Origin of the sequence: Clostridium zeae, from assembly GCF_017312485.1 — a bacterium.
Classification (GTDB): Bacteria; Bacillota; Clostridia; order Clostridiales; family Clostridiaceae; genus Clostridium_AR; species Clostridium_AR zeae.
The window spans coordinates 570982-590910 of sequence record NZ_BMBA01000002.1 but is presented as its reverse complement, the minus strand read 5'-3'; the positions used below and the strand labels follow the sequence as shown (position 1 = coordinate 590910).

The following is a 19929-nucleotide window of genomic DNA, read 5'->3' as shown; positions in this document are numbered from 1 at the left end:
AATTTAAGTGTTTCATCTTTATTTTGAATTAATAATGTAAAAAATATTAACTTTTTTGTAATAATTAGAGTATAATTATGATAATAAAATTAGCGATATCCTTAAGAGGAGTGAAAAATTATGAGTTATAAGATATTCTTAGTTGAGGATGATAAGAATTTAAATACAGTATTATGCTCTTATTTAGTAAGAGAAGGTTTCGAAGTGTCTAGCTTTTCAAAAGGCGAAGATGCTATAGAATCTATATATGAAAATCCCCATCTATGGATTTTAGACATAATGTTGCCTGATGTAGATGGATTTACAGTTTTAAAAGAAATTAAAGCCAGTAATAAAAATATTCCAGTTATTTTTATATCTGCCAGAGATGCAGATATTGATAGGATAGTAGGACTTGAAATGGGTAGTGATGACTACTTAGCTAAACCTTTCATGCCCAGAGAATTAGTTATAAGGACAAAAAAGCTATTAGATAGAACATACAAAGAATTAGAGCTATCAAGTGGTCAGTATTTATATGGATATTTAATTGAAACAGATAAAAGAATAATAACAAAAGGTGGCGAGGATGTAGGCCTTAGTTCTAAGGAGTTTGATCTTCTTATGCTTTTCTTAAATAATAAACAGAAAACTTTTTCAAGAGATGATATATTAAATATGATTTGGGGAGAAAGCTATTATGGAAGTGACAGGGTCGTGGATGATCTTGTAAGAAGGCTTAGAAAAAGGATGCCTGAACTTAGAATTGAGACTGTATATGGATTTGGTTATAGACTTAATTAAAGATCAGTTTGAGGTGTTGGTATGAAAAATAAATCTTTGACCTTTCAAGTTTGGGCTGTAAGTGCCGGGATAATTGCTGGGGTATTTATATGTTTAGTACTGTACTTTAATATATCCATAAGTTCTTTTTTTACAGATGAAACATATAAAACCATAGAATTAGCGCAAGATACTTTTCTACAGTCAAAAAATAAGGATAAAAATTTGGAGTTAGAAGAAATAAATGCTGAAAATATAGGTATGATTCAAGATACAAGATCAGTAACCCAGGTGGTGTATCCATATCAAAATTTAAACATTATTAAGAGATTTTCTAGGTCTTCATTAACTAATGACCTAATGAAGATAATTGAAAAAGAAACAAGGACTCAGAGTGAAACCAGTAAGAGATATGAATATAAACTTAGCAGTGGCAGATTATATTATGTTATAAAAAAGACTAACTTTGAGGGAAAAGATTCTTATCTAATATCTTTCATGATGGATACTTATAGAAATAAGCTTGTTAAGGATGTTACTGAGAAACTAATAGTTGGAGGAATCATTGCAATAATGATAAGTTTAATGGTGTCTATGGCATTCTCCAACTATATAACTGCACCTATAAAGTTTTTGGAAAGTAGAGTGAAAAGAATAGCAAAACAGGATTGGTACGACTCACTTAAACTTGAAAGAGGAGATGAACTTGGCGGCTTAGCAGAAAGTATTGAAGATATGAGAATCCAGCTTATAAAAAGGGATGAGTGGAGACAAAATATGCTTCAGCAGGTTTCACATGAATTAAAAACTCCAGTAATGGTAATTAGGAACTACGTACAAGCGGTTGAGGACGGGATTTATCCAAATGGGACCCTTCAAGGGACAATGAAGGTTATAGATGAAGAGGCTATAATGCTTCAGAAGAGGATAAAGGACCTTTTACAGCTTTCAAAACTTGAATATATAAACTCTAAACCTGTTAAAAACCAATTATACTCATTATGTGATGTGATTTCTGATGTTTTTTATAAAATAAAAGCCAATAATATGGAATTACAATGGGATATAGAAACCTTAGAGGATGCTTTCACTTTAGGAGATAAAGAGCAATTTACTATTGTGCTTGAAAACTTGCTTGATAATGCATCAAGATATGCTAAGAAAAAGGTTGAGGTAAGTCTATATATACAACAAGAGAAATATACTATAAGAATATACAATGATGGTGAAAAGATAGATGAGAAAGATTTTGAAAGCTTATTTCTACCTTTCACTAAAGGAAAAAACGGTAAGTACGGATTAGGGCTATCCATTGTAAAAGAAATAGTCCAGTATCATGGAGCTAATATACAAGCTAAGAATGAACATAATGGAGTGGCGTTTTATATTTCTGGTATAAAAAATGTTGAATAAGAGAAGGTGATTATTTGGAACTTGAAAAATTATTATCTTTACCTAAGATACATCTACATTGTCATTTAGATGGTTCTGTAAGACCAGACACAATGCTACAATTGATGAAACAAGATGGATATATGGAAAAAGACAAGAAAGAAGAGTTTATAAACCAAATAGCAGTGTTGGATAAAACTGTTTCCTTAGAAGCATATTTGAAAAAATTTGACATTCCAATATCATTAATGCAAAATAAAGAGAATTTAAAAAGAATAGCATATGAACTTGTAGAGGACTGTAATAAGGAAAACATAAAATATATAGAGATAAGATTTGCCCCTTGCTTCCATTGTAAGAATGGATTGTCAATGGAAGAAGTTATTCAGGCTGTATTCGATGGTGCTAATGAAGGTAAGTCTAAATTTTATGTAGAATTTAATCTGATTATATGTCTTCTAAGGCATGAAAGTTATGAAATAAATGAGCAGCAACTTTATGCTGCAAAAAAGTTTTTAGGTAATAAAGTAGTGGCTATAGATTTAGCAGGCGATGAACAAAAGTATCCTGCAGATCAATTCGTTAAACTATTTGATAAAGCTAAAAGTTTAGGGTTTCATATAACTATACATGCAGGAGAGACTGGAAATTTTGAAAATATAGATAAATCTATAGAATTACTTCATGCAGAAAGAATTGGTCACGGTACAGCAGCAATCCAAAGTGAAAAAACTATGAATATTTTGCTTAATAAAAATATTCCTTTGGAGGTTTGTGTAACTAGTAATTATAATACTGGAATAATAGATAGAATTATTGACCATCCAATATATAAATATATTAAGAAGAATTTAATCGTTACAGTAAATACAGATAATAATACTGTTTCAAATACGACTTTAACTAATGAATACATTAAGATAATAAGTAATTTTAAATTAACTGATTCAGAAGTAATTCATACAATAGAAAATGCAATAAATTTTGCATTTTGTGACAAATCTATAAAGGATAGATTAAGAAAAGAGCTTTTAGACATAGCAATTAGAAAAAAGCTATAGTGACTAATAAAATAGAAAATCCATGTGAATTTCAAAAATATGAAAATTTATTTAGTTTATTAAACATGAATTTAGTGATTAAAAGTAACTTGTTCTAAAAAAGATACTATGTTATAATTTCAAAAAGTTAAATAAAAAATTTGTTGAAATAAATAAACAAGATGATGGGGGCATAAAAAATGGAAGAAATAAGAGTAGCTTCAGATACAAATAGAGAAGAAAATTACAAGTTTATGGTGTGGGGAGTAAGAGATCAACTTGAGACAGAGACTGATTTAATTGCTAACCTTTCAAATATTTCAGCGCTTATAAAATTTTATATGGATGATTGCAATTGGGCTGGATTCTATATTATGAGAGATGGGGAGTTGGTACTTGGACCATTCCAAGGGCTGCCAGCATGCTATAGAATTAAAGTAGGAAGTGGAGTATGTGGAACTGCTGCACAAGAAAAAACTGTTTTACGTGTAGAGGATGTTCATGATTTTCCAGGTCATATAGCTTGTGATAGTGCTTCAAATTCAGAAATTGTACTTCCGATAATTAAAAATGGAGAAGTATTTGGAGTGTTAGATCTTGATTCTCCAAGTAAAGGTAGATTTGGAGAATTAGAAGAAAAATATCTTAGAGAAGCAGTAGAAATAATCGAAAAGCATATATAAATTCTAATAGCTTGCTCATATAGCGGCTACTGCATAACCACACAATTTCAATAATATTATTAAACTTAACCAAGTTAAAAAGAGATAAGTCTAGCAAAAGACCTCCAACAAATGTTGGAGGTCTTTTGCTAGACTGATTTCTCAATCTAACAACACAAAGGACGAATATTTAATCAGGAATATAGTTAGAAGAGGTTAAAAGTGTAGTATAGTACTACTAAGGCATTTTCTTAACGCTGATTTTGGATAGGGAGAATTAATCTTGTTAGAAAAATTTCTACTAATCTACTAGTACCTTTGTCTTTCCGATTAAAGTCCTTATCCAAAATCATAGATTTCATCTAGAAAGCCTTTATAACTTATAATATTTCTCCCCTTATCATAAGTTATTTTCTTGACATGATATATTATATTGTAAAATAGGGAAATAAGTTCCAATAATTACATGCAGGTTTTAGATGATATTTAGAATTTATTGATAGTATAATTAATGGTTTGAATTTTATTTGGAACTTTTATATATTTAAAACAACTGTATATGTAATAATTATGAATTTTCATGTATAAGATTTCTTGGGAAATAATAGTATGGTAATATTAAGTAAAAGTTATATATAGATAAACCACTTCATAATTAAATTTATATTTTCAAATTGAAGTGTTTCATCTTTATATGATGTTAAACAAAATTAAAGAGTAAAGAAGGGGAAGAGAAAGATGGATAATGAACAAATTAAGGTTATGGATGCTTATATACTATTAAGCATAATAAATATGAAATTAAGGGATTTTTATAGTAATTTAGATGATTTGTGTGAAGATATGGATATATCTCGAAATATACTAGTTGATAGATTAATGTCTGAAGGCTATATATATCGCCAAGAAACTAATCAATTTATTAGATAACTACTTAATTATAATAAAAATAAGTTGAAGGTTTTTGTAGATATAAGATTTATTGAAAAACTAAATTACGTCAAATAAATCTACAAATTATGATAAACATTCCAAGATTGATAGATTAAGTCATAAGTTTTATTAATAAATATAAAATATAATGTAAAAAAAATAATTAAAATGAATAAAAATGTTTCCAACAGCAATAATTTCTAATATAATATTTTATAAGTAGGTTAACGTAAAGGAGATTACTGTTTATGAAAAAAGGAAAATTATTATTATTAGCCGCTGCTTCAATAACATTAATAGCTACTTTATTAAACGATAAAAACTGTTGTGTAGAAAATGAAAGCTCCGAAGCAGGGGATATTTCAAATACAACTAAAGATAATCAATAAGATACATATACTATACATAAATTTGGAGGTAATTACTTGAAAAAGAATATATACATTTTGGGTTATGCTGTTTCAGTCATAGCAATTATAATTATGAATATTGCAAGGCTGAGAATAGTAGGATTCGTATTTGATTTAGCAGTTTTAACCTTCTTATTTATGGTGTTGTTGAAACTAGATAAAGAAAAAAATATGCTAGTAAATTTAAATAAACAGCTTCAGGAAGAGGGAGAAAAGTATACCGTTGCAATTGAAGGCACAAGAGATATAATATTTCAATGGAACATACTTAAAGATGAAGTTAACTTCAGTGAAAAGATTAAAGAAATTGTAAGTTTTAGTGATAATAACATTATTAGTTATGAAAAAGATTGGTCATCAATAATTCATGAAGGAGATAGAACCTTATCAAGAAAAAAATTATTAGATGCTATTGAGGATCAGGATGTTAATTATTATGAAACTGAATATAGAATAGTTGCGGACGATGAAACTATAAAATGGCTCAATATTAAAGCAAAAATTATAAGAGATAATTCAGGAAAAGCAACATGGTTATATGGATCAATGTGTGATTTAACTGATAAAAAGGAAAAAGAGCTTAAGATTAGTTATATGAGTTATTACGATTCAGTTACAGGACTACATAACAGAAATTACCTCAAAGTACTTATAAATAAATATCTTAAGGAAAATAAGACGAATAAAGATAAGGCTGCATTAATCTTAATAGATCTAGATAACTTTAAGTATATAAATGATGTTTTTGGTCATGATTACGGAGATGATATATTAAAAATTATAGCTCAAGCATTAAAAGATATTGTAAGTCAAAGAGGGGACTTATTATGTAGGTTTGGTGGAGATGAGTTTGTAATTTTTATGCAGGATATAGATGATTTGAAGGATGTTAAATCAGTTGCAAAAGAGATAATTGATGTATTTAATAGTACTAAAAATCTAATGGACGAAATGATATTTACTACAGCAAGTATAGGGATTACAGTTTTTCCAGATGATGCCGTTGATTATAAATCATTACTTAGAAATGCAGATGTTGCTATGTACAAAGCTAAAGGAAATGGTAAAAATATTTATCAGTTTTTTGATGATCAAATATCTCGCGAACAAAATAGATTTTATACTTTAGAAAAAGGATTAAGAACGGCATTAGAAAAGAAGGAACTATATGTTCAATTTCAACCTAAAGTAGTTCTTGATGATTCTAAGATAATGGGTTTTGAAGCTCTTATAAGATGGAAGAGCGAAGAGCTTGGAATGGTAAGTCCGGTAGAATTCATACCAGTAGCTGAAAATACAAGGCTTATAATACCAATAGGATTTTTTGTAATTGAAGAAGTATGTAAGAAGTGTAAAGATTTGCTTGAAAAAGGGCATGATGATTTTAAGTTAGCGCTTAATTTATCAGAAATTCAACTTAGAGATGATAATATAATTGAGTCATTCAAAAAATTAACTGAGAAATATAATATAGAACCAAAGTATATAGAGATTGAAATAACAGAAAGCTTGCTTATGAAATCTTTTGATAGAAATATAAAAATACTAGCTTTCCTAAAGGGCTTAGGTTTTAGCATTGCATTAGATGATTTTGGTACAGGATATTCTTCTCTTAACTATCTTACCAAGCTACCGATAGATGTACTAAAGATAGATAGAAGCTTTGTTTCTGAACTTGGTGGTAACTTAAAAAGTCAATATATAGTAGAGAATATAATACAACTATCTCATAAGTTGGGCATTAAAGTTGTCGCAGAAGGTGTGGAATACAAAAATCAAGTTGACTACTTAAGAAGTATTTTCTGTGATTTTGTTCAGGGGTACTACTATAGTAAGCCAGAAAATTATGAAAAAATTGTTGAGCTTATGAAAGAAAGATATATTGTTGCATAAGGTTTAGGAGGGACTTCCTAAACTTTTTTACTTGTATAATCTAGAAATATTTGATTGAGATCATTTTTAAATGATTGTAAGTGAGGTGCTTAGAAACTTATATCAAAAGGAGGTAACGATGAAAAAAAGAATAACACTTACAGAAGGAAATATAGTTAAAACATTAATACAGCTTTCGCTACCTATTATGGGAACTTCATTTATTCAGATGGCTTATAACATGACGGACATGCTTTGGCTTGGAAATTATGGTAGTAAGGCGGTGGCTGCAGTTGGAACAGCTGGATTTTTTTCTTGGTTTGGAAATTCATTAGTTCTTATATCAAAGACTGGTGCTGAGGTGGGAGTTGCACAAGCTTTAGGGAAAAATGAGAATAGTGAAGCAAAAAAATTCATAAATAATAGTATAAGGTTAAATTTAATAATAGCAATTTTATATGGATTACTACTTATCTTATTAAGAAAACCATTAATAGATTTTTTTAAGTTAGGTGATAGTGATGTTATACATATGGCAGATATATTTTTGGTAATATCGGCCTTAGGAATGGTATTTACTTTTATTAATCCCATTCTAACAGGGATTTTTAATGCATCAGGAGAGAGCAAGATTCCCTTTTTGATAAATACTGTAGGATTAGTATACAATATGGTTTTAGATCCTATACTTATATTTGGATTGGGGCCAATACCTGAGATGGGGGTAACAGGAGCAGCTATTTCTACAGTTACAGCCCAAATGGTAGTTACTTTACTTTTTCTTTATGCACTTAAGAATAGAAAAGATGCATTTTTAAAGATTAAACTATTTGAAAAACTCGATATAAACTCAATTAAGAAGATACTAAGATTAGGATTACCAGTAGCATTGCAAAATGGTTTGTTCTCAATTTTTGCGATGTTTATTGCTAGAATAATAGCTGTATATGGATCAACTGCTATAGCAGTTCAAAAGGTAGGGGCTCAAATAGAGGCAATATCTTGGATGACTGCAGGGGGATTATCTACTGCATTAAGTGCTTTTGTTGGACAAAACTTTGGGGCTAAAAAATGGGATAGGATATTTAAAGGCTATTTTGCTACTATACTTCTTGCATCAGCTATAGGTTTTTTGGCAACTATATTATTAGTTTTTGGTGGGAAAGCTATTTTTGGAGTATTTATACCAGAAGTTGAAGCTATAAGCTTAGGGAAAATGTACTTGAGAATACTTGGATATTCACAATTGTTTATGTGTATAGAAATAACAACAAGTGGAGCTTTTAATGGTCTAGGCAGAACAATATACCCTTCAATAACTAGTATAGTATTAACTGGTGCTAGAATTCCTTTAGCAATTATTCTTTCAGCGCCGAATATGCTGGGGCTTGATGGAGTTTGGTGGAGTATAAGCATAAGCAGTATATTAAAGGGAATAATCCTAACAGGAATATTTGTTGTAGTTGTATTAATTCCTAAAAGAAAGGAATTAGGAGTCTTAGAAAAAATGGTTGATTAAGTCTTGACATTAGATAAAACTGGAATTATAATATAAATAATAAATCCTTTGATAAGGGATAGTAGCAGGTATAAAAGTGTTACAGAAAGCTGCATTTGATGAGAAGCAGCACATGGATATCCGGTGAATGGGCCTTTGAGGAACTATACGAAATCTTTTTGAGAGTAGTTGATGTCGTGTTCTGCACGTTATAGCAGAGAAGGTATGATTGTACCTGATAATGAGAGACCTTTATTGGTAACTTAGGTGGCACCGCGGATATATTCCGTCCTATTTTTATAGGATGGGGTTTTTTTATTTGCCAAAAAATATAAATTTTACTACAGTTTGAGCTGTAGTCAGAGCTAGGGAGGTGAATTTGATGAAGTGAAGTAAAGAGTATAATAATTTTAACTGCAGTGAAAATACAATAATAATAAATCAGGGGGTATTTTATAATGAAAACAAGAAAAATGATAATAAACGCCATACTTTTAGCAATTGGGGCATTGCTTCATCAGATTACACCAGCGCTAGGATTACCGATTCAGCCAGACTTTGCTCTTACTATGCTATTTATAATTTTGATGATAAATGATGATTATAAGACTGCTTTTATAGCAGGAATAATCATAGGAATTTTTACAGCTATGACAACTAAATTTCCAGGTGGACAGGTACCAAATATGATTGATAAAATAATAACTGCAAACCTAGTTTTTCTTATACTAAAGGGTTTAAAAGGAAGAGTAAAAGATACTTTAACTATGGGAATAGTTTTGCCTATAGGTACACTTATAAGTGGACTTATATTTTTAGAGTCAGCGTCAATTATTGTAGGATTGCCAGGAAGTTTTACAGCTTTATTTATGGCAGCAGTAGTACCAGCAATGATATTGAATTTGATTGTTGGATTGATACTATATAGAATTGTAGCTAGTTCCTATAAAATGTACAATAGGACAGGTACTATGTAATTAAAGATGAAACACTTCAATCTGAAATCTATTTTCAAAACTCCTCTGGTTTCTGAGAGGAAAATTTGAAAATATAAATTTAATTATGAAGTGGTTCATCTATAGAATTAAATAAAAAATTACAAAAAGATAGGCTGTGATTAAACACAACCTATCTTTTATTGTATAAGAAAGTATAAGATTCAAAATTTGTGAAAAGGTTTAAATAATAAGTTTTAATGTAAAGTTCAAAGATAAGTATAGAGACTATTCGTATTTAAACTTTACTATTATTTCTTTTATTTCACCTTTACTGTTTTTTCTGATTTTAAAATCTTTGATATCAGAAAAATCAGTGCTTAACTGATAGTTTAGCTCAGTTATTGTGGCTTTGGTTTTCTTAGCTAGATCGCTGTCTTCAACAACAGTAAATCTATCTTTCTTTGTAGTTATTTCATTTTGAGTATCATCTAGAATAACGTAATATTTGTCACCTTCATCGATAACTAAGTATTCTTTGCCTATAGTTAAAGTAGTGCATAATGTATTATTTGAACATTTTACTAACATATAGAAATCCTCCTTTTAATAGAAAATCATCTTTACTCAAATATATCACAGAATGTTGGAATTTGAACAATTTTTTTTAGAGAAAAGACTATTTAAAAGCAAGTTTGTAGATTGTAACAAATTAGTTTTTATATATAATAATAATATTATATATAATTATAAAAAATAATTTTGTTATAATAGAAGGAAGATTTAGATTATAAATCTTTTGTTTATATACAGGAAGAGCTTATAAAAAATAAGTTATACATATTAAGAAATAGCGTAACTATCCTTTTAGTATGCATAACTTAATGTTTGGAATGGCATATGAAATCATAGCTAAGTTAGAGTTTCGAATTCATAGCCTTTGCTTTTTAAATCATTAATAATGTCAGGTAAAGCATCAGCAGTAGTGCTCTTATCTTCGGAGTCATGCATCAAAATCACTAATTTATCTTGACCTTTAAAGGTGTTTTTATATCTCTCTATGAGTTCTTGCTTTGTTTTAGGATTTCCTTCAGCATCACTTGTCATGTCGTTCCAATCTAAAAATACATATCCCTGCTTTTTTAAGATATGATCTACTTCAGAAGTTTTGTTCCAAGTTCTATGACCACCGGGAAATCTAATTACTCTTGTGTGAAAGTTTTCTCCTAACACACTTCTAAGAGTTACATTATTTTTCTCTAAATCTTCCATGAAGAACTTAGTATCTACATCTTTTTTAGGATATAGCTTGTCAGGATTATGACTATAAGTATGATTTCCAATAGAATTGCCTTGCATATACTCGTCCATCAGTAGTTTTCTTGATTCTGGATGTTTATCTAACTGATTTCCAACAATAAAAAATGTAGCTTTGATACTATGTTCATTAAGTGTTTTTAAAATTTTAGGGGTAACTTCTAAAGAAGGTCCATCATCAAATGTTAGAAAAGCTATTTTTTTACCATCTGATTTGATTTTGTTTTTCAATAAAAAATCTTGTATAATAGAGGCATCATAGCCGTTTTTACCATGATTTATTGGTGGTTTTTCTGAACTATGATCTTTAGGATTATCGTAAGAGTCAGTATTTATTACATGTTCTCTTAGACGAGGATTATTGTCATGAGTAGGATTAATATCAACATTATTAGATGCTGAAATTGCTGGAGGAGGTAATTTAGATTTATTATTGACATAATTAATGTGTAGAAAAATTATTGATATTAACGTAAATGTTATTATCAATGTTAATAGGAGATTTTTAGGCTTAAGTCTTTTTTGTTTATGCAATTGTTTTGTCCCTCCAATTTAGTGCTTGTGTTATTTCAAACTTATGTGTTTTCATGATAAACAATAATTGCCTAGTTTGTCAAATAAGCTTACATAATAATTATAAATGCTAAATTTAGTCATTTATTTACAAATTAATAAAAATAAATTACAAAATCAAAACAAAATTACAAAAATCAAATTTTTTAATGCTGTAACTTTTGTTACCGTTATTTTATAAGTTTTATTATAAAATAAAATTGTTAAATAAATAATATATAAGATGTAAAAAATACTTATTATACTTTAAATAAGTGTAAAGAATAGTTAAGCTTATTCAAATTTAATAAATATACATTACACAAATTTATACGAGGTGATATTAAAATGAGTTTATTTTTAGGAAAGATACATTACTGGTTATTTAATAAGATAGAGTGGTTTGAAGGTTTAGAAGAAAGTTTAGTTAAGTTAGCTGAACAAAAAGGAATAGATATAGAAGATTTAAGAAATGAAATTTATGCTAAGTACGGAGCTCCTGTGGAAGATAGACCGTTAGAAGATATGATTGATACTGGCAATATTCATGGATGGCTTCAAGGTAAAATAAGTGCTGCCGAATCAAGGCAAGCTGCTTGGGTTACTAAACTGCTTGAAAGAGATAGTTTATTAATAAATGATATGATTCAAGTATTTTCTGAGCAAGGTAAGATTGCAGCAGAAGAATATAAGACAGAAAAAGGTTTACCACAAACACCTGCAGAAATTTATACAGCTATGAATGATTATATACTAGAAGGCATGCCTTGCGATAGGGTAAATGAAGTTACTGCTAATAGTGAAGAAAGAATTGAATGGGTAGCTACTCAATGCATTCATCACCAATACTGGGATAGAGAAAATGGGGATGTAGGATTATTTTATAGATTAAGAGATAATTGGTTAAAAGAATTTGTAAAAGAATTAAATAGTAACTTTGAATATAAAATAACTGATAATGGAACAAGAATTATAAAATTAGTAGGCTAGGATGTGATTAAATGGATTCAATCGAATTAATGATGGAAGAACATAAGAACATAAAAAGAATGCTAAAAGTGGTAAGAAGTTTTTGTTTTAAAGTACTTAAAGGTACTGATGCCTCTTATGATGATTTGTATTTGATGATTGACTTTATAAGAAATTATGCTGATAAACATCATCATGGTAAAGAAGAACAATTTTTATTCAATAAGATGCAAGAGGAACTAAATGAGGCTATAAAAAAGACAATCCAGTTTGGAATGTTGGTTGAACACGATCAAGGAAGGTTTTTTATAAATAGCTTGGATGAAGCAATAAAAAAGGTTTTAAATGGAGAAGAAGAAGCAAAACTCGATGTGATAGCAAATGCTATATCATATGCTAATTTGTTAGATAGACATATTGATAAAGAAGATAAGATTGTATATAAATTTGCTAAAAATAATCTTTCAGGTGAAACCCTTGCTTCAATAAATAAGAATTGTGAAGACTTTGAAATAAATGCAGAAAATAGTGGGATACAAAACAAGTACTTAGATTCATTAAATAATCTAGAGAAAAGATATTTAGGATAAAAGAAATAGAGCTACCAAAATAACTTAAAGTTATTTGGTAGCTCTTTTCTTTTAAAAATGGTTAAGTTTAAGCACCTGTGTTGAAATTAAGTGGTTATCCATCCGATGCTTTAATGAGCATACGCAAAGAATTAATATGATTTTGTCAGATTCCATAGCTAAAACTGTAAACTCACTACGTTCGAACAGTACAGTTTTTTAACGCTATTACATCTGAAAAAATCATTTAATTCTAATAGCTCGCTCATATAGCATCTCCTTTATAACCACTTAATTTCAACAATACTCTTAAACATATCCTTAAAAATAAGTACCAATGGTTTTTAAACAATAATAGTTACCTTTATAAAAATTAAGCATAGTATGGATGTATATAGAATAAAATTTTAGGTGGTGATAGAATGCGAATTGCAAAAGGTTCTACTATTAGTGGAGATGCTGGGCATAACTGTTATCCGGATGTTGGCGCTAAAGGATTAAGACTGGAAGATAGCTGCACAAAGGCTGTATGGAATCTTATTATGAAAAATCTTCAAAAACTAGGGTATAAAACTAAAGATTGTACACCTTGGGAGAAAAGTTTTAATTCTGCTGGTGCTTCTAAAGGTTATAGAGTTAGACTTGCAAACGAAAGTAATTCATCACTGCATCTTTCTATTCATTTTAATACGGGAGGTGGAAGAGGAATAGAATGTTGGGTAAGCGAACTTGGAGGCAGATCAGAAAAGTTTGCTTATCGAATATGTGAGGAAATCTCTAAGCTTGGTTATGTAAATAGAGGTGTTAAAAACAGTAACCTGTACGTAACAAAATACACAAATATGCCTTGTGTATTAATAGAATGTTGTTTTATTGATTCAGAAGAAGATATGGAAAGATATGATCCATACACAATTGCTAAAGCTATAGTAAAAGCGATTACTGGAGAAGCAGAATCTAATAAAGAAGCATCAGAAAGTGGATAAGCTATGTACGCAAAAAATTGAAGCTATGGTAGCCATAGCTTTCTTTTTTTGATTTTAATCTTTGATGTTCATATAAATATTCTAACATAGTAGATTGTATCTTTAAAATACTCGCTTCTGATATGGACATTTAAACCATTATAGGTATGTTGTGATATTAAAGGTGTGCCTTCACCATCAAATGAGGTTACAATCGACCCATGAAATATCTTTTGATTCGAGTTTTGAAAGAAAATTAAATCGCCCAATGTTAATTCTGAGATATCATTTAATAATTTTCCTTTTGGTCCATAATTACTTTTTGTAGAATTATTCATTAAAAACCAGTAGAGAGAACTTGCTACGGACCAGTTGATAGAGCAATTATAATATGGTGACGAAGATGTAGAGTGATAAAACCATGGTAAATTATTGTACTGCATTCTTGAACCACCTGCTAATAGGCATTGTGATAAAAAACTCGCACAATCTCCACCTATCTTACCATGTGGCTTCATGTATACAAACTTGTCATTAGGAGATAAAGCGTATTCAGTAGCATAGGATACGGCTGATATATTGTTATAATACATAATACATCCATAAAAATTATTATATAATCATAATATTCAAATCTAAATAAAATGTACTATGTTAAATGTTTAATTTAAATAGAAGTTGTATTTTACAGCCTTTTCAATATAATTATTGATAAGGCTGTAAATAAGGTGTATCCATAAATATTTATATAATTTCTAAATACTATTAATAATTATCTATGTTTACTTAATCTATACACTTCAGGGGTCTCTTCAGTTATTACCTTAAATTCATAACCCTTGCTCTTATAAAAATCTATTATCTCTGGCAGAGCAGCAGCAGTATTTTTGTTTAGGTAACCACAATGCATAAGTACTACAGCTGGGTTTTTATCACTTTTGGCTCTAGATAAAATCTTATAAGGAGCTAAGCTGGGGTTCATACCATCAGTTGAATCTACATTCCAATCGTAGATTTTAAAATTACTACTGTGAAGTGTATCAACCATAGCTGTAGTTAATTTATAAGAATTGTTGTTGCAACCAAATGGAAATCGGATTATAGTTGATTTAACTCCTGTAACGTCATAAATTATTTGTTGAGTTAATAACATTTCATCCACAAAGCTTTTATTGCTTCTATATATCTTATCTTTTTCGTGACTATAAGTATGAAGACCTATTGCATTTCCTTCATCAACCATCCTTTTTACTAGTGTTTCTTGACCTTTAATCATATTACCGATAAGAAAGAATGTAGCATTAACATTTTTTTCTTTTAAAATATCTAATACTTTATTATTTAATTTTCCGCTAGGACCATCATCAAAGGTTAAGTAAACTACCTTTTGCTCGTTTAATGTTTCTTCGTGTGCAAAAACATTAACAGCACTTAAACTAAATAAAATTAATGATAAGAGGATACAAAATGTAATTCGAGTAGTATGCCTCATATAATCGCCTCCTAGAGATTAATACAAATTATTTATTTTCATCTCTTTATTATTTCAAATAGGGGAAAAAATATTGTTTTTTTTAGTAGGTAATAAAACCCAGATTGGAAAGGTTTGCATGAAATAGTATGAGATACTGTATTATGCAGTAATTATAATTATAATTTACAATTTGTTCATGGATTTTTGCATAATAAATGATATAATAAAATCAATATAAGGATTCAGTGAATTTTGTAAATTATTTAAATAGGAATAAAAATAAATACATAGATGTCAAAGTTAATATTTTTAAATGAATAGTTTATATTTTAAATATTAAGTTTTTTTATTCTTTAGAAAATTGTAACTAAATTATATCTGTGGATAAATATGAGTAACCACTTAAAATATAATGTGATTTAAAGAATAAAAAATAAGAATATGTCGCCTGCCAGAATTTCTTCACATGCGTTCAGAAAAGGCAGATGCGCAAAAAAATTCACTTAATAAGATCGCTTTAGCGAATTTTTACTGATATGTGCATATGTATATAAGGAGAAGAGGTATCGAATTTTAATTATGGAAAGTATAGTAAAGATTTTAATTATCATTGCAATAATAATAGGGGCAGTGATGTTGTTTAAACTCCTATTGCCAGTAATATTACTTGTAGTAATTGGAGGATGGTTATATAAAACCATAAAAAATAGCAGCATGTTTTCTGGAACCAACAAGTACAAAAAAGATGAACCAATAAAACAGAACTTAAATGAACAGGTTAAATCTAATTCTACAGGAAGCAAAGTTGTAGATGTAGATTATGAAGAATTGTAATTATGGCAATATAAAAAATGATATTAAATATGAATTTTAAAAGCATCTTGAACAATAAGGTGCTTTTTTGCTATATATGGAATGTATGAAATTTTTATGGAGACTATATTTGGAGCTTTTAAAGGCGTTAGTTTTATGGTAATATACAGCAAAAAATGAAACGTATTTGCTTCCTAAAAATCTTTCATAAACATTAATGTTTTAGTATATAAATGTATTAAATAAGTTTTTGTGTAATTGGCTAAAAATATACTTAGAAATTCAAATGAAGATATAATATGTAGCATTATAGAGAAATAGTTAAAATAATAAAGATAAATACTAATAATCGGTAAATAGCATGAAAAACAGTAAAAAATAACTTGAAAACATGTTGACAACGTATTCATTAGAATTTATAATGAAATTACAGTAAATCACAAACGTTAATGCAACCGATTGCGCTAATGTTTGAAATATTATAAATTAATTAATTATGGGGGGTACAATATGAGTAAACGTGTAAAGGTTTTAGCAACAGTAATGTCAGCTCTAGTAATTTCAAGTGCATTTATAGGATGTGGAAAGAAAGATGATTCTACAGCTGCAAAGGATTCTAAGGGTGGAAAAGAATTAGTTGTTTGGTCACATTTAATGACTAATGAAGTAAAAGAATTAGACAAGATTGCTCAACAATGGGCTAAAGAAACTGGTAATAAGGTTAAAGTTGTAGAGGACAAGGGTGATTTCCAAGCTTATATCCAAGCAGCTCAAAGTTCTAAAGGCCCAGACATAATGTATGGTTTAGCAAATGATAACCTTGGAACATTCCAAAAAGCTGGAGTATTAGCAGAAGTTCCTTCTGGAGTTATTGATAAGAGTAAATTCGCATCTCAATCAGTAATTGATGCTGTTACTTTACAAGGTAAGCAATATGCAGTTCCAATAGCTATGGAAACATATGCATTATTCTATAATACTGACAAAGTAAAAGAAGTTCCTAAATCAATGGACGAGTTAGTTACTAAGGCTAAAGAAGTTGGATTTAAATATGATATCAATAACTTCTATTATTCATATGCTTTCCTTGCTGCAAACGGTGGATACGTATTTAAGAATAATAACGGTTCATTAGATGCAAAGGATATCGGATTAAACAACGAAGGTGCAGTAAAAGGATATCAATTTATTCAAGATCTAGTTGCTAAAAATAAGTTCATGAGCTCTGACATAAAGGGTGATGGAGCAAAGGGAGACTTCCAAGCTGGTAAGATAGGTTTCTATATTTCAGGTCCTTGGGATGTTAAGGGATTCCAAGATGCTAAAGTTCCATTTAAAGTAGTTCCACTACCACAAACAAATGGAAAAGCTACTCCATCATTCATGGGAGTTCAAACAGCATTCGTAAGTTCAAAATCTAAGAACCAAGATACAGCTTGGGAATTAATGAAATACTTAAACGATAAGGCTCCATTAGTATTATTTGAAACTGGAAACAGAATACCAGTATTAAATGATGCTTTAAATAGTGACAAGTTCAAGGCTAGTGAAACAGCTGTACAATTTGCTGAACAAGCTAAAGTTGCACAACCAATGCCAAACATACCTGAAATTCAAGCTATGTGGACACCTGGTGCAAATAACTTACAACTTTTAACAGCAGGAAAAGTAGATGCTAAAAAAGCTGCTGACACTACAGTTGAACAAATTAAGCAAGGTATTGCACAACAAAAATAATTTAGGTTAAACTATATGGGGGGGGAATCCCCCTTTTTTAAAAAATAATTAGGGGGGTTAGTTGTGGAAAGAGTTACAAGCAATAGAAGAAATGGATTAAAAGCTATTCCATATTTATTTCCAGCACTTATTTCAATATTTATCTTTACAGTATTACCAATTATATATACAGTATATGTCTCTTTAACTGATTTCACCATGTATAACAGAGATAATTATCATTTTGTAGGATTGAGTAATTTTAAAGAAGTACTAACAGGACCTTTTAAGGCGGTTTTTTTACCGGTTTTTGGATGGACATTTTCATTCGCATTAATTTCAACAGCAACTTGTTTTTTTGTAGGATTGATAATAGCGCTTGTTCTTTCTAACAAAAACATGAAAGAAGCGTTCGTATATAAAGGCTTTTTAGTTATTCCTTGGGCATTGCCTGTAGCAGTAGCTATATTATCTTGGCAGGGCTTACTAAACACTGATTACGGTGCAATTAATACAATTTTAGTTAATCTTCATATCTTGAAAGAACCTCTACAATGGCTAACTAATCCATGGTGGGCAAGAATAGCGATTATAATAGTGAATATTTGGTTAGGCTTCCCATATATGATGAATATATGTATAGGTGCAATTTCAGCTATATCAGAAGATCAATACGAAGCAGCAGAAGTAGATGGTGCAAGCAAGTTCACTCAATTTAGAAAGATAACTTTACCAGAACTGGCAAGAACAGCATATCCTTTGCTGATATCAACCTTCGCATTTAATTTTAACAATTTTGGATCAGCATTTTTGCTTACAGAGGGTGGACCAGCAAGATTAGATACACAATTTGCAGGTTACACAGATATACTTTCATCAACAACATATAAATTAGCAACACAATTTGGAAGATACGACATAGGATCAGCACTTTCTATAATAATATTCTTGATAATAGCTACAATTTCAGTAATACAAATGAAAGCATCAGGACAATTTAAGGAGGTTGATTAGTATGTTATCTACTAAAGAATCTAGTAATATTAAAACTAATCTAAAATACAAGAAAAAGCTTAGAACTTCTGAAGTGAGAAATCTTTGGATCGGAAGAATATTTATATGGTTTGTTGTTATTGTAACCATGATTCCTATCATTGCAGTATTAACTTCATCAATGGCTTCAGGAGAAGCCTTTGTACAAACTACATTCTTCCCTAAAGAGTGGACCTTGAGAAATTACTCTAAGGTATTAAATGAAACAGACTTCTTGATATGGTTTAAGAATTCAATGGTTTTATGCTTTTCGGTTGCGTTTATTCAATTAGCTATGACCTTACCAGCAGCATTTGCTTTTGCAAGGGTAAGATTTACAGGCAGAAAAAATGGACTTATGGCATTACTTGTTCTTCAATATTTTCCAGCAACAATGGCTCTACCAGCAATATTAGGTATTGCTTATAAGTTCGAATTTATGGATAAGTTCTGGACTCTTATAATATTACTTGCAGGTGGATCAGCTTATAGTATATGGCTACTTAAGGGATTTATTGATGGAATTCCTAAGGATTTAGACGAAGCTGCATATGTTGATGGAGCAACTACTTGGCAGATGTTTGTTAAGATAATACTCCCTTTAACTAAATCAATGCTTGTGGTTATGTTCTTGTTTTCATTCATTGGAACATACTCAGAATTTATCTTTACGTCTGCATTGATGAAAGATGCAGCAAATCAAACAATAGCTACAGGGCTTAGGAGTTTTATAAAAAATCAATTTGCTGCAAACTGGACTCAGTTCTCAGCTGCATCAGTAATGGCATCACTTCCTATAGCTATAGTATTTACTGCATGCCAGAAATTTATTGCTCAAGGGCTAGTTGCAGGATCAGTAAAAGGTTAATAAAGAGGTATGCTTCAATATGAAATCTATTTTCAAAACTCTCCTGGATTCTGAGAGGGAAAGTTGAAAATATAAATTTGATTATGAAGTGATTCATCTATAGATAATATGATTTTTGATTAAAAATTTTCAAAACTTTATTGGTATAAT

Annotated in this window: 20 protein-coding genes and 1 other annotated feature; of the genes, 16 read left to right on the top strand and 4 right to left on the bottom strand. The window is 29.6% G+C overall.

Annotated elements, in window-relative coordinates; translation table 11 throughout:
- The first annotated feature begins 120 nt into the window (after positions 1 to 120).
- The 9 genes from J3477_RS12125 (at position 121) to J3477_RS12085 (ending at position 9546) form a co-directional block, all read left to right on the top strand.
- Positions 121 to 783 carry a response regulator transcription factor gene (locus J3477_RS12125; protein ID WP_206870212.1) on the top strand — a complete coding sequence of 221 codons (663 nt, stop codon included), beginning with the start codon at positions 121 to 123 and terminating at the stop codon, positions 781 to 783.
- Positions 784 to 804: 21 nt separating this feature from the next.
- Positions 805 to 2175, top strand: a complete 1371-nt coding sequence (locus tag J3477_RS12120; protein ID WP_206870211.1) for a sensor histidine kinase — start codon at positions 805 to 807, stop codon at positions 2173 to 2175.
- A gap of 14 nt (positions 2176 to 2189) precedes the next feature.
- Positions 2190 to 3215 (top strand): adenosine deaminase, encoded by a 1026-nt coding sequence (gene add, locus J3477_RS12115; RefSeq protein ID WP_206870210.1) that lies wholly within the window; start codon positions 2190 to 2192, stop codon positions 3213 to 3215.
- A gap of 179 nt (positions 3216 to 3394) precedes the next feature.
- Positions 3395 to 3877, top strand: coding sequence for a free L-methionine (R)-S-oxide reductase MsrC (gene msrC / locus J3477_RS12110; RefSeq protein ID WP_206870209.1), 483 nt, complete (start codon positions 3395 to 3397; stop codon positions 3875 to 3877).
- Between the two features lie 717 nt (positions 3878 to 4594).
- Positions 4595 to 4786, top strand: coding sequence for a DUF4250 domain-containing protein (locus J3477_RS12105; protein WP_206870208.1), 192 nt, complete (start codon positions 4595 to 4597; stop codon positions 4784 to 4786).
- Between the two features lie 251 nt (positions 4787 to 5037).
- Positions 5038 to 5178: a hypothetical protein gene (locus J3477_RS12100; protein ID WP_206870207.1), complete on the top strand. Its 141-nt coding sequence runs from the start codon at positions 5038 to 5040 to the stop codon at positions 5176 to 5178.
- A gap of 36 nt (positions 5179 to 5214) precedes the next feature.
- The gene (locus J3477_RS12095) at positions 5215 to 7092 is read left to right on the top strand and encodes a bifunctional diguanylate cyclase/phosphodiesterase (RefSeq protein WP_206870206.1); all 1878 of its coding nucleotides are present in this window, start codon (positions 5215 to 5217) and stop codon (positions 7090 to 7092) included.
- Positions 7093 to 7210: 118 nt separating this feature from the next.
- Positions 7211 to 8590, top strand: a complete 1380-nt coding sequence (locus tag J3477_RS12090; RefSeq protein WP_206870205.1) for an MATE family efflux transporter — start codon at positions 7211 to 7213, stop codon at positions 8588 to 8590.
- A gap of 39 nt (positions 8591 to 8629) precedes the next feature.
- Positions 8630 to 8866 (top strand) — a binding site (T-box leader).
- Positions 8867 to 9027: 161 nt separating this feature from the next.
- Positions 9028 to 9546, top strand: a complete 519-nt coding sequence (locus J3477_RS12085) for a tryptophan transporter (RefSeq protein ID WP_206870204.1) — start codon at positions 9028 to 9030, stop codon at positions 9544 to 9546.
- Between the two features lie 246 nt (positions 9547 to 9792).
- Here J3477_RS12085 and J3477_RS12080 read toward each other — a convergent pair whose 3' ends face one another.
- Positions 9793 to 10095: a hypothetical protein gene (locus tag J3477_RS12080; RefSeq protein WP_206870203.1), complete on the bottom strand. Its 303-nt coding sequence runs from the start codon at positions 10093 to 10095 to the stop codon at positions 9793 to 9795.
- Positions 10096 to 10416: 321 nt separating this feature from the next.
- Entirely contained in the window at positions 10417 to 11355 is a 939-nt protein-coding gene (locus J3477_RS12075; protein ID WP_206870202.1) for a polysaccharide deacetylase family protein, read from the bottom strand.
- 366 nt (positions 11356 to 11721) lie between these two features.
- Here J3477_RS12075 and J3477_RS12070 point away from each other — a divergent pair, with 366 nt between their 5' ends.
- The 3 genes from J3477_RS12070 (at position 11722) to J3477_RS12060 (ending at position 13897) form a co-directional block, all read left to right on the top strand.
- Positions 11722 to 12363 (top strand): hypothetical protein, encoded by a 642-nt coding sequence (locus J3477_RS12070; RefSeq protein ID WP_206870201.1) that lies wholly within the window; start codon positions 11722 to 11724, stop codon positions 12361 to 12363.
- Positions 12364 to 12374: 11 nt separating this feature from the next.
- Positions 12375 to 12932, top strand: a complete 558-nt coding sequence (locus J3477_RS12065; protein WP_206870200.1) for a hemerythrin domain-containing protein — start codon at positions 12375 to 12377, stop codon at positions 12930 to 12932.
- 401 nt (positions 12933 to 13333) lie between these two features.
- Complete coding sequence (locus tag J3477_RS12060) at positions 13334 to 13897, top strand: N-acetylmuramoyl-L-alanine amidase (protein WP_206870199.1); 564 nt, start codon at positions 13334 to 13336, stop codon at positions 13895 to 13897.
- 68 nt (positions 13898 to 13965) lie between these two features.
- Here the strand turns inward: J3477_RS12060 and J3477_RS12055 are convergent, their stop codons facing one another.
- Together J3477_RS12055 and J3477_RS12050 are read right to left on the bottom strand one after the other, a co-directional pair.
- Entirely contained in the window at positions 13966 to 14469 is a 504-nt protein-coding gene (locus J3477_RS12055) for an amidase domain-containing protein (RefSeq protein ID WP_206870198.1), read from the bottom strand.
- A gap of 179 nt (positions 14470 to 14648) precedes the next feature.
- Positions 14649 to 15368: a polysaccharide deacetylase family protein gene (locus J3477_RS12050; protein ID WP_206870197.1), complete on the bottom strand. Its 720-nt coding sequence runs from the start codon at positions 15366 to 15368 to the stop codon at positions 14649 to 14651.
- Between the two features lie 561 nt (positions 15369 to 15929).
- On the opposite strand from J3477_RS12050, the gene J3477_RS12045 reads away from it, so the two are divergent.
- From J3477_RS12045 to J3477_RS12030, 4 genes are all read left to right on the top strand, one after another.
- On the top strand, positions 15930 to 16184 hold the full coding sequence (locus J3477_RS12045) for a hypothetical protein (protein WP_206870196.1): 255 nt from the start codon (positions 15930 to 15932) through the stop codon (positions 16182 to 16184).
- Positions 16185 to 16673: 489 nt separating this feature from the next.
- Complete coding sequence (locus J3477_RS12040) at positions 16674 to 17900, top strand: sugar ABC transporter substrate-binding protein (RefSeq protein WP_206870195.1); 1227 nt, start codon at positions 16674 to 16676, stop codon at positions 17898 to 17900.
- 63 nt (positions 17901 to 17963) lie between these two features.
- Positions 17964 to 18893 carry a carbohydrate ABC transporter permease gene (locus J3477_RS12035; protein WP_206870194.1) on the top strand — a complete coding sequence of 310 codons (930 nt, stop codon included), beginning with the start codon at positions 17964 to 17966 and terminating at the stop codon, positions 18891 to 18893.
- Between the two features lies 1 nt (position 18894).
- On the top strand, positions 18895 to 19779 hold the full coding sequence (locus J3477_RS12030; protein WP_206870193.1) for a sugar ABC transporter permease: 885 nt from the start codon (positions 18895 to 18897) through the stop codon (positions 19777 to 19779).
- Positions 19780 to 19929: the final 150 nt, after the last annotated feature.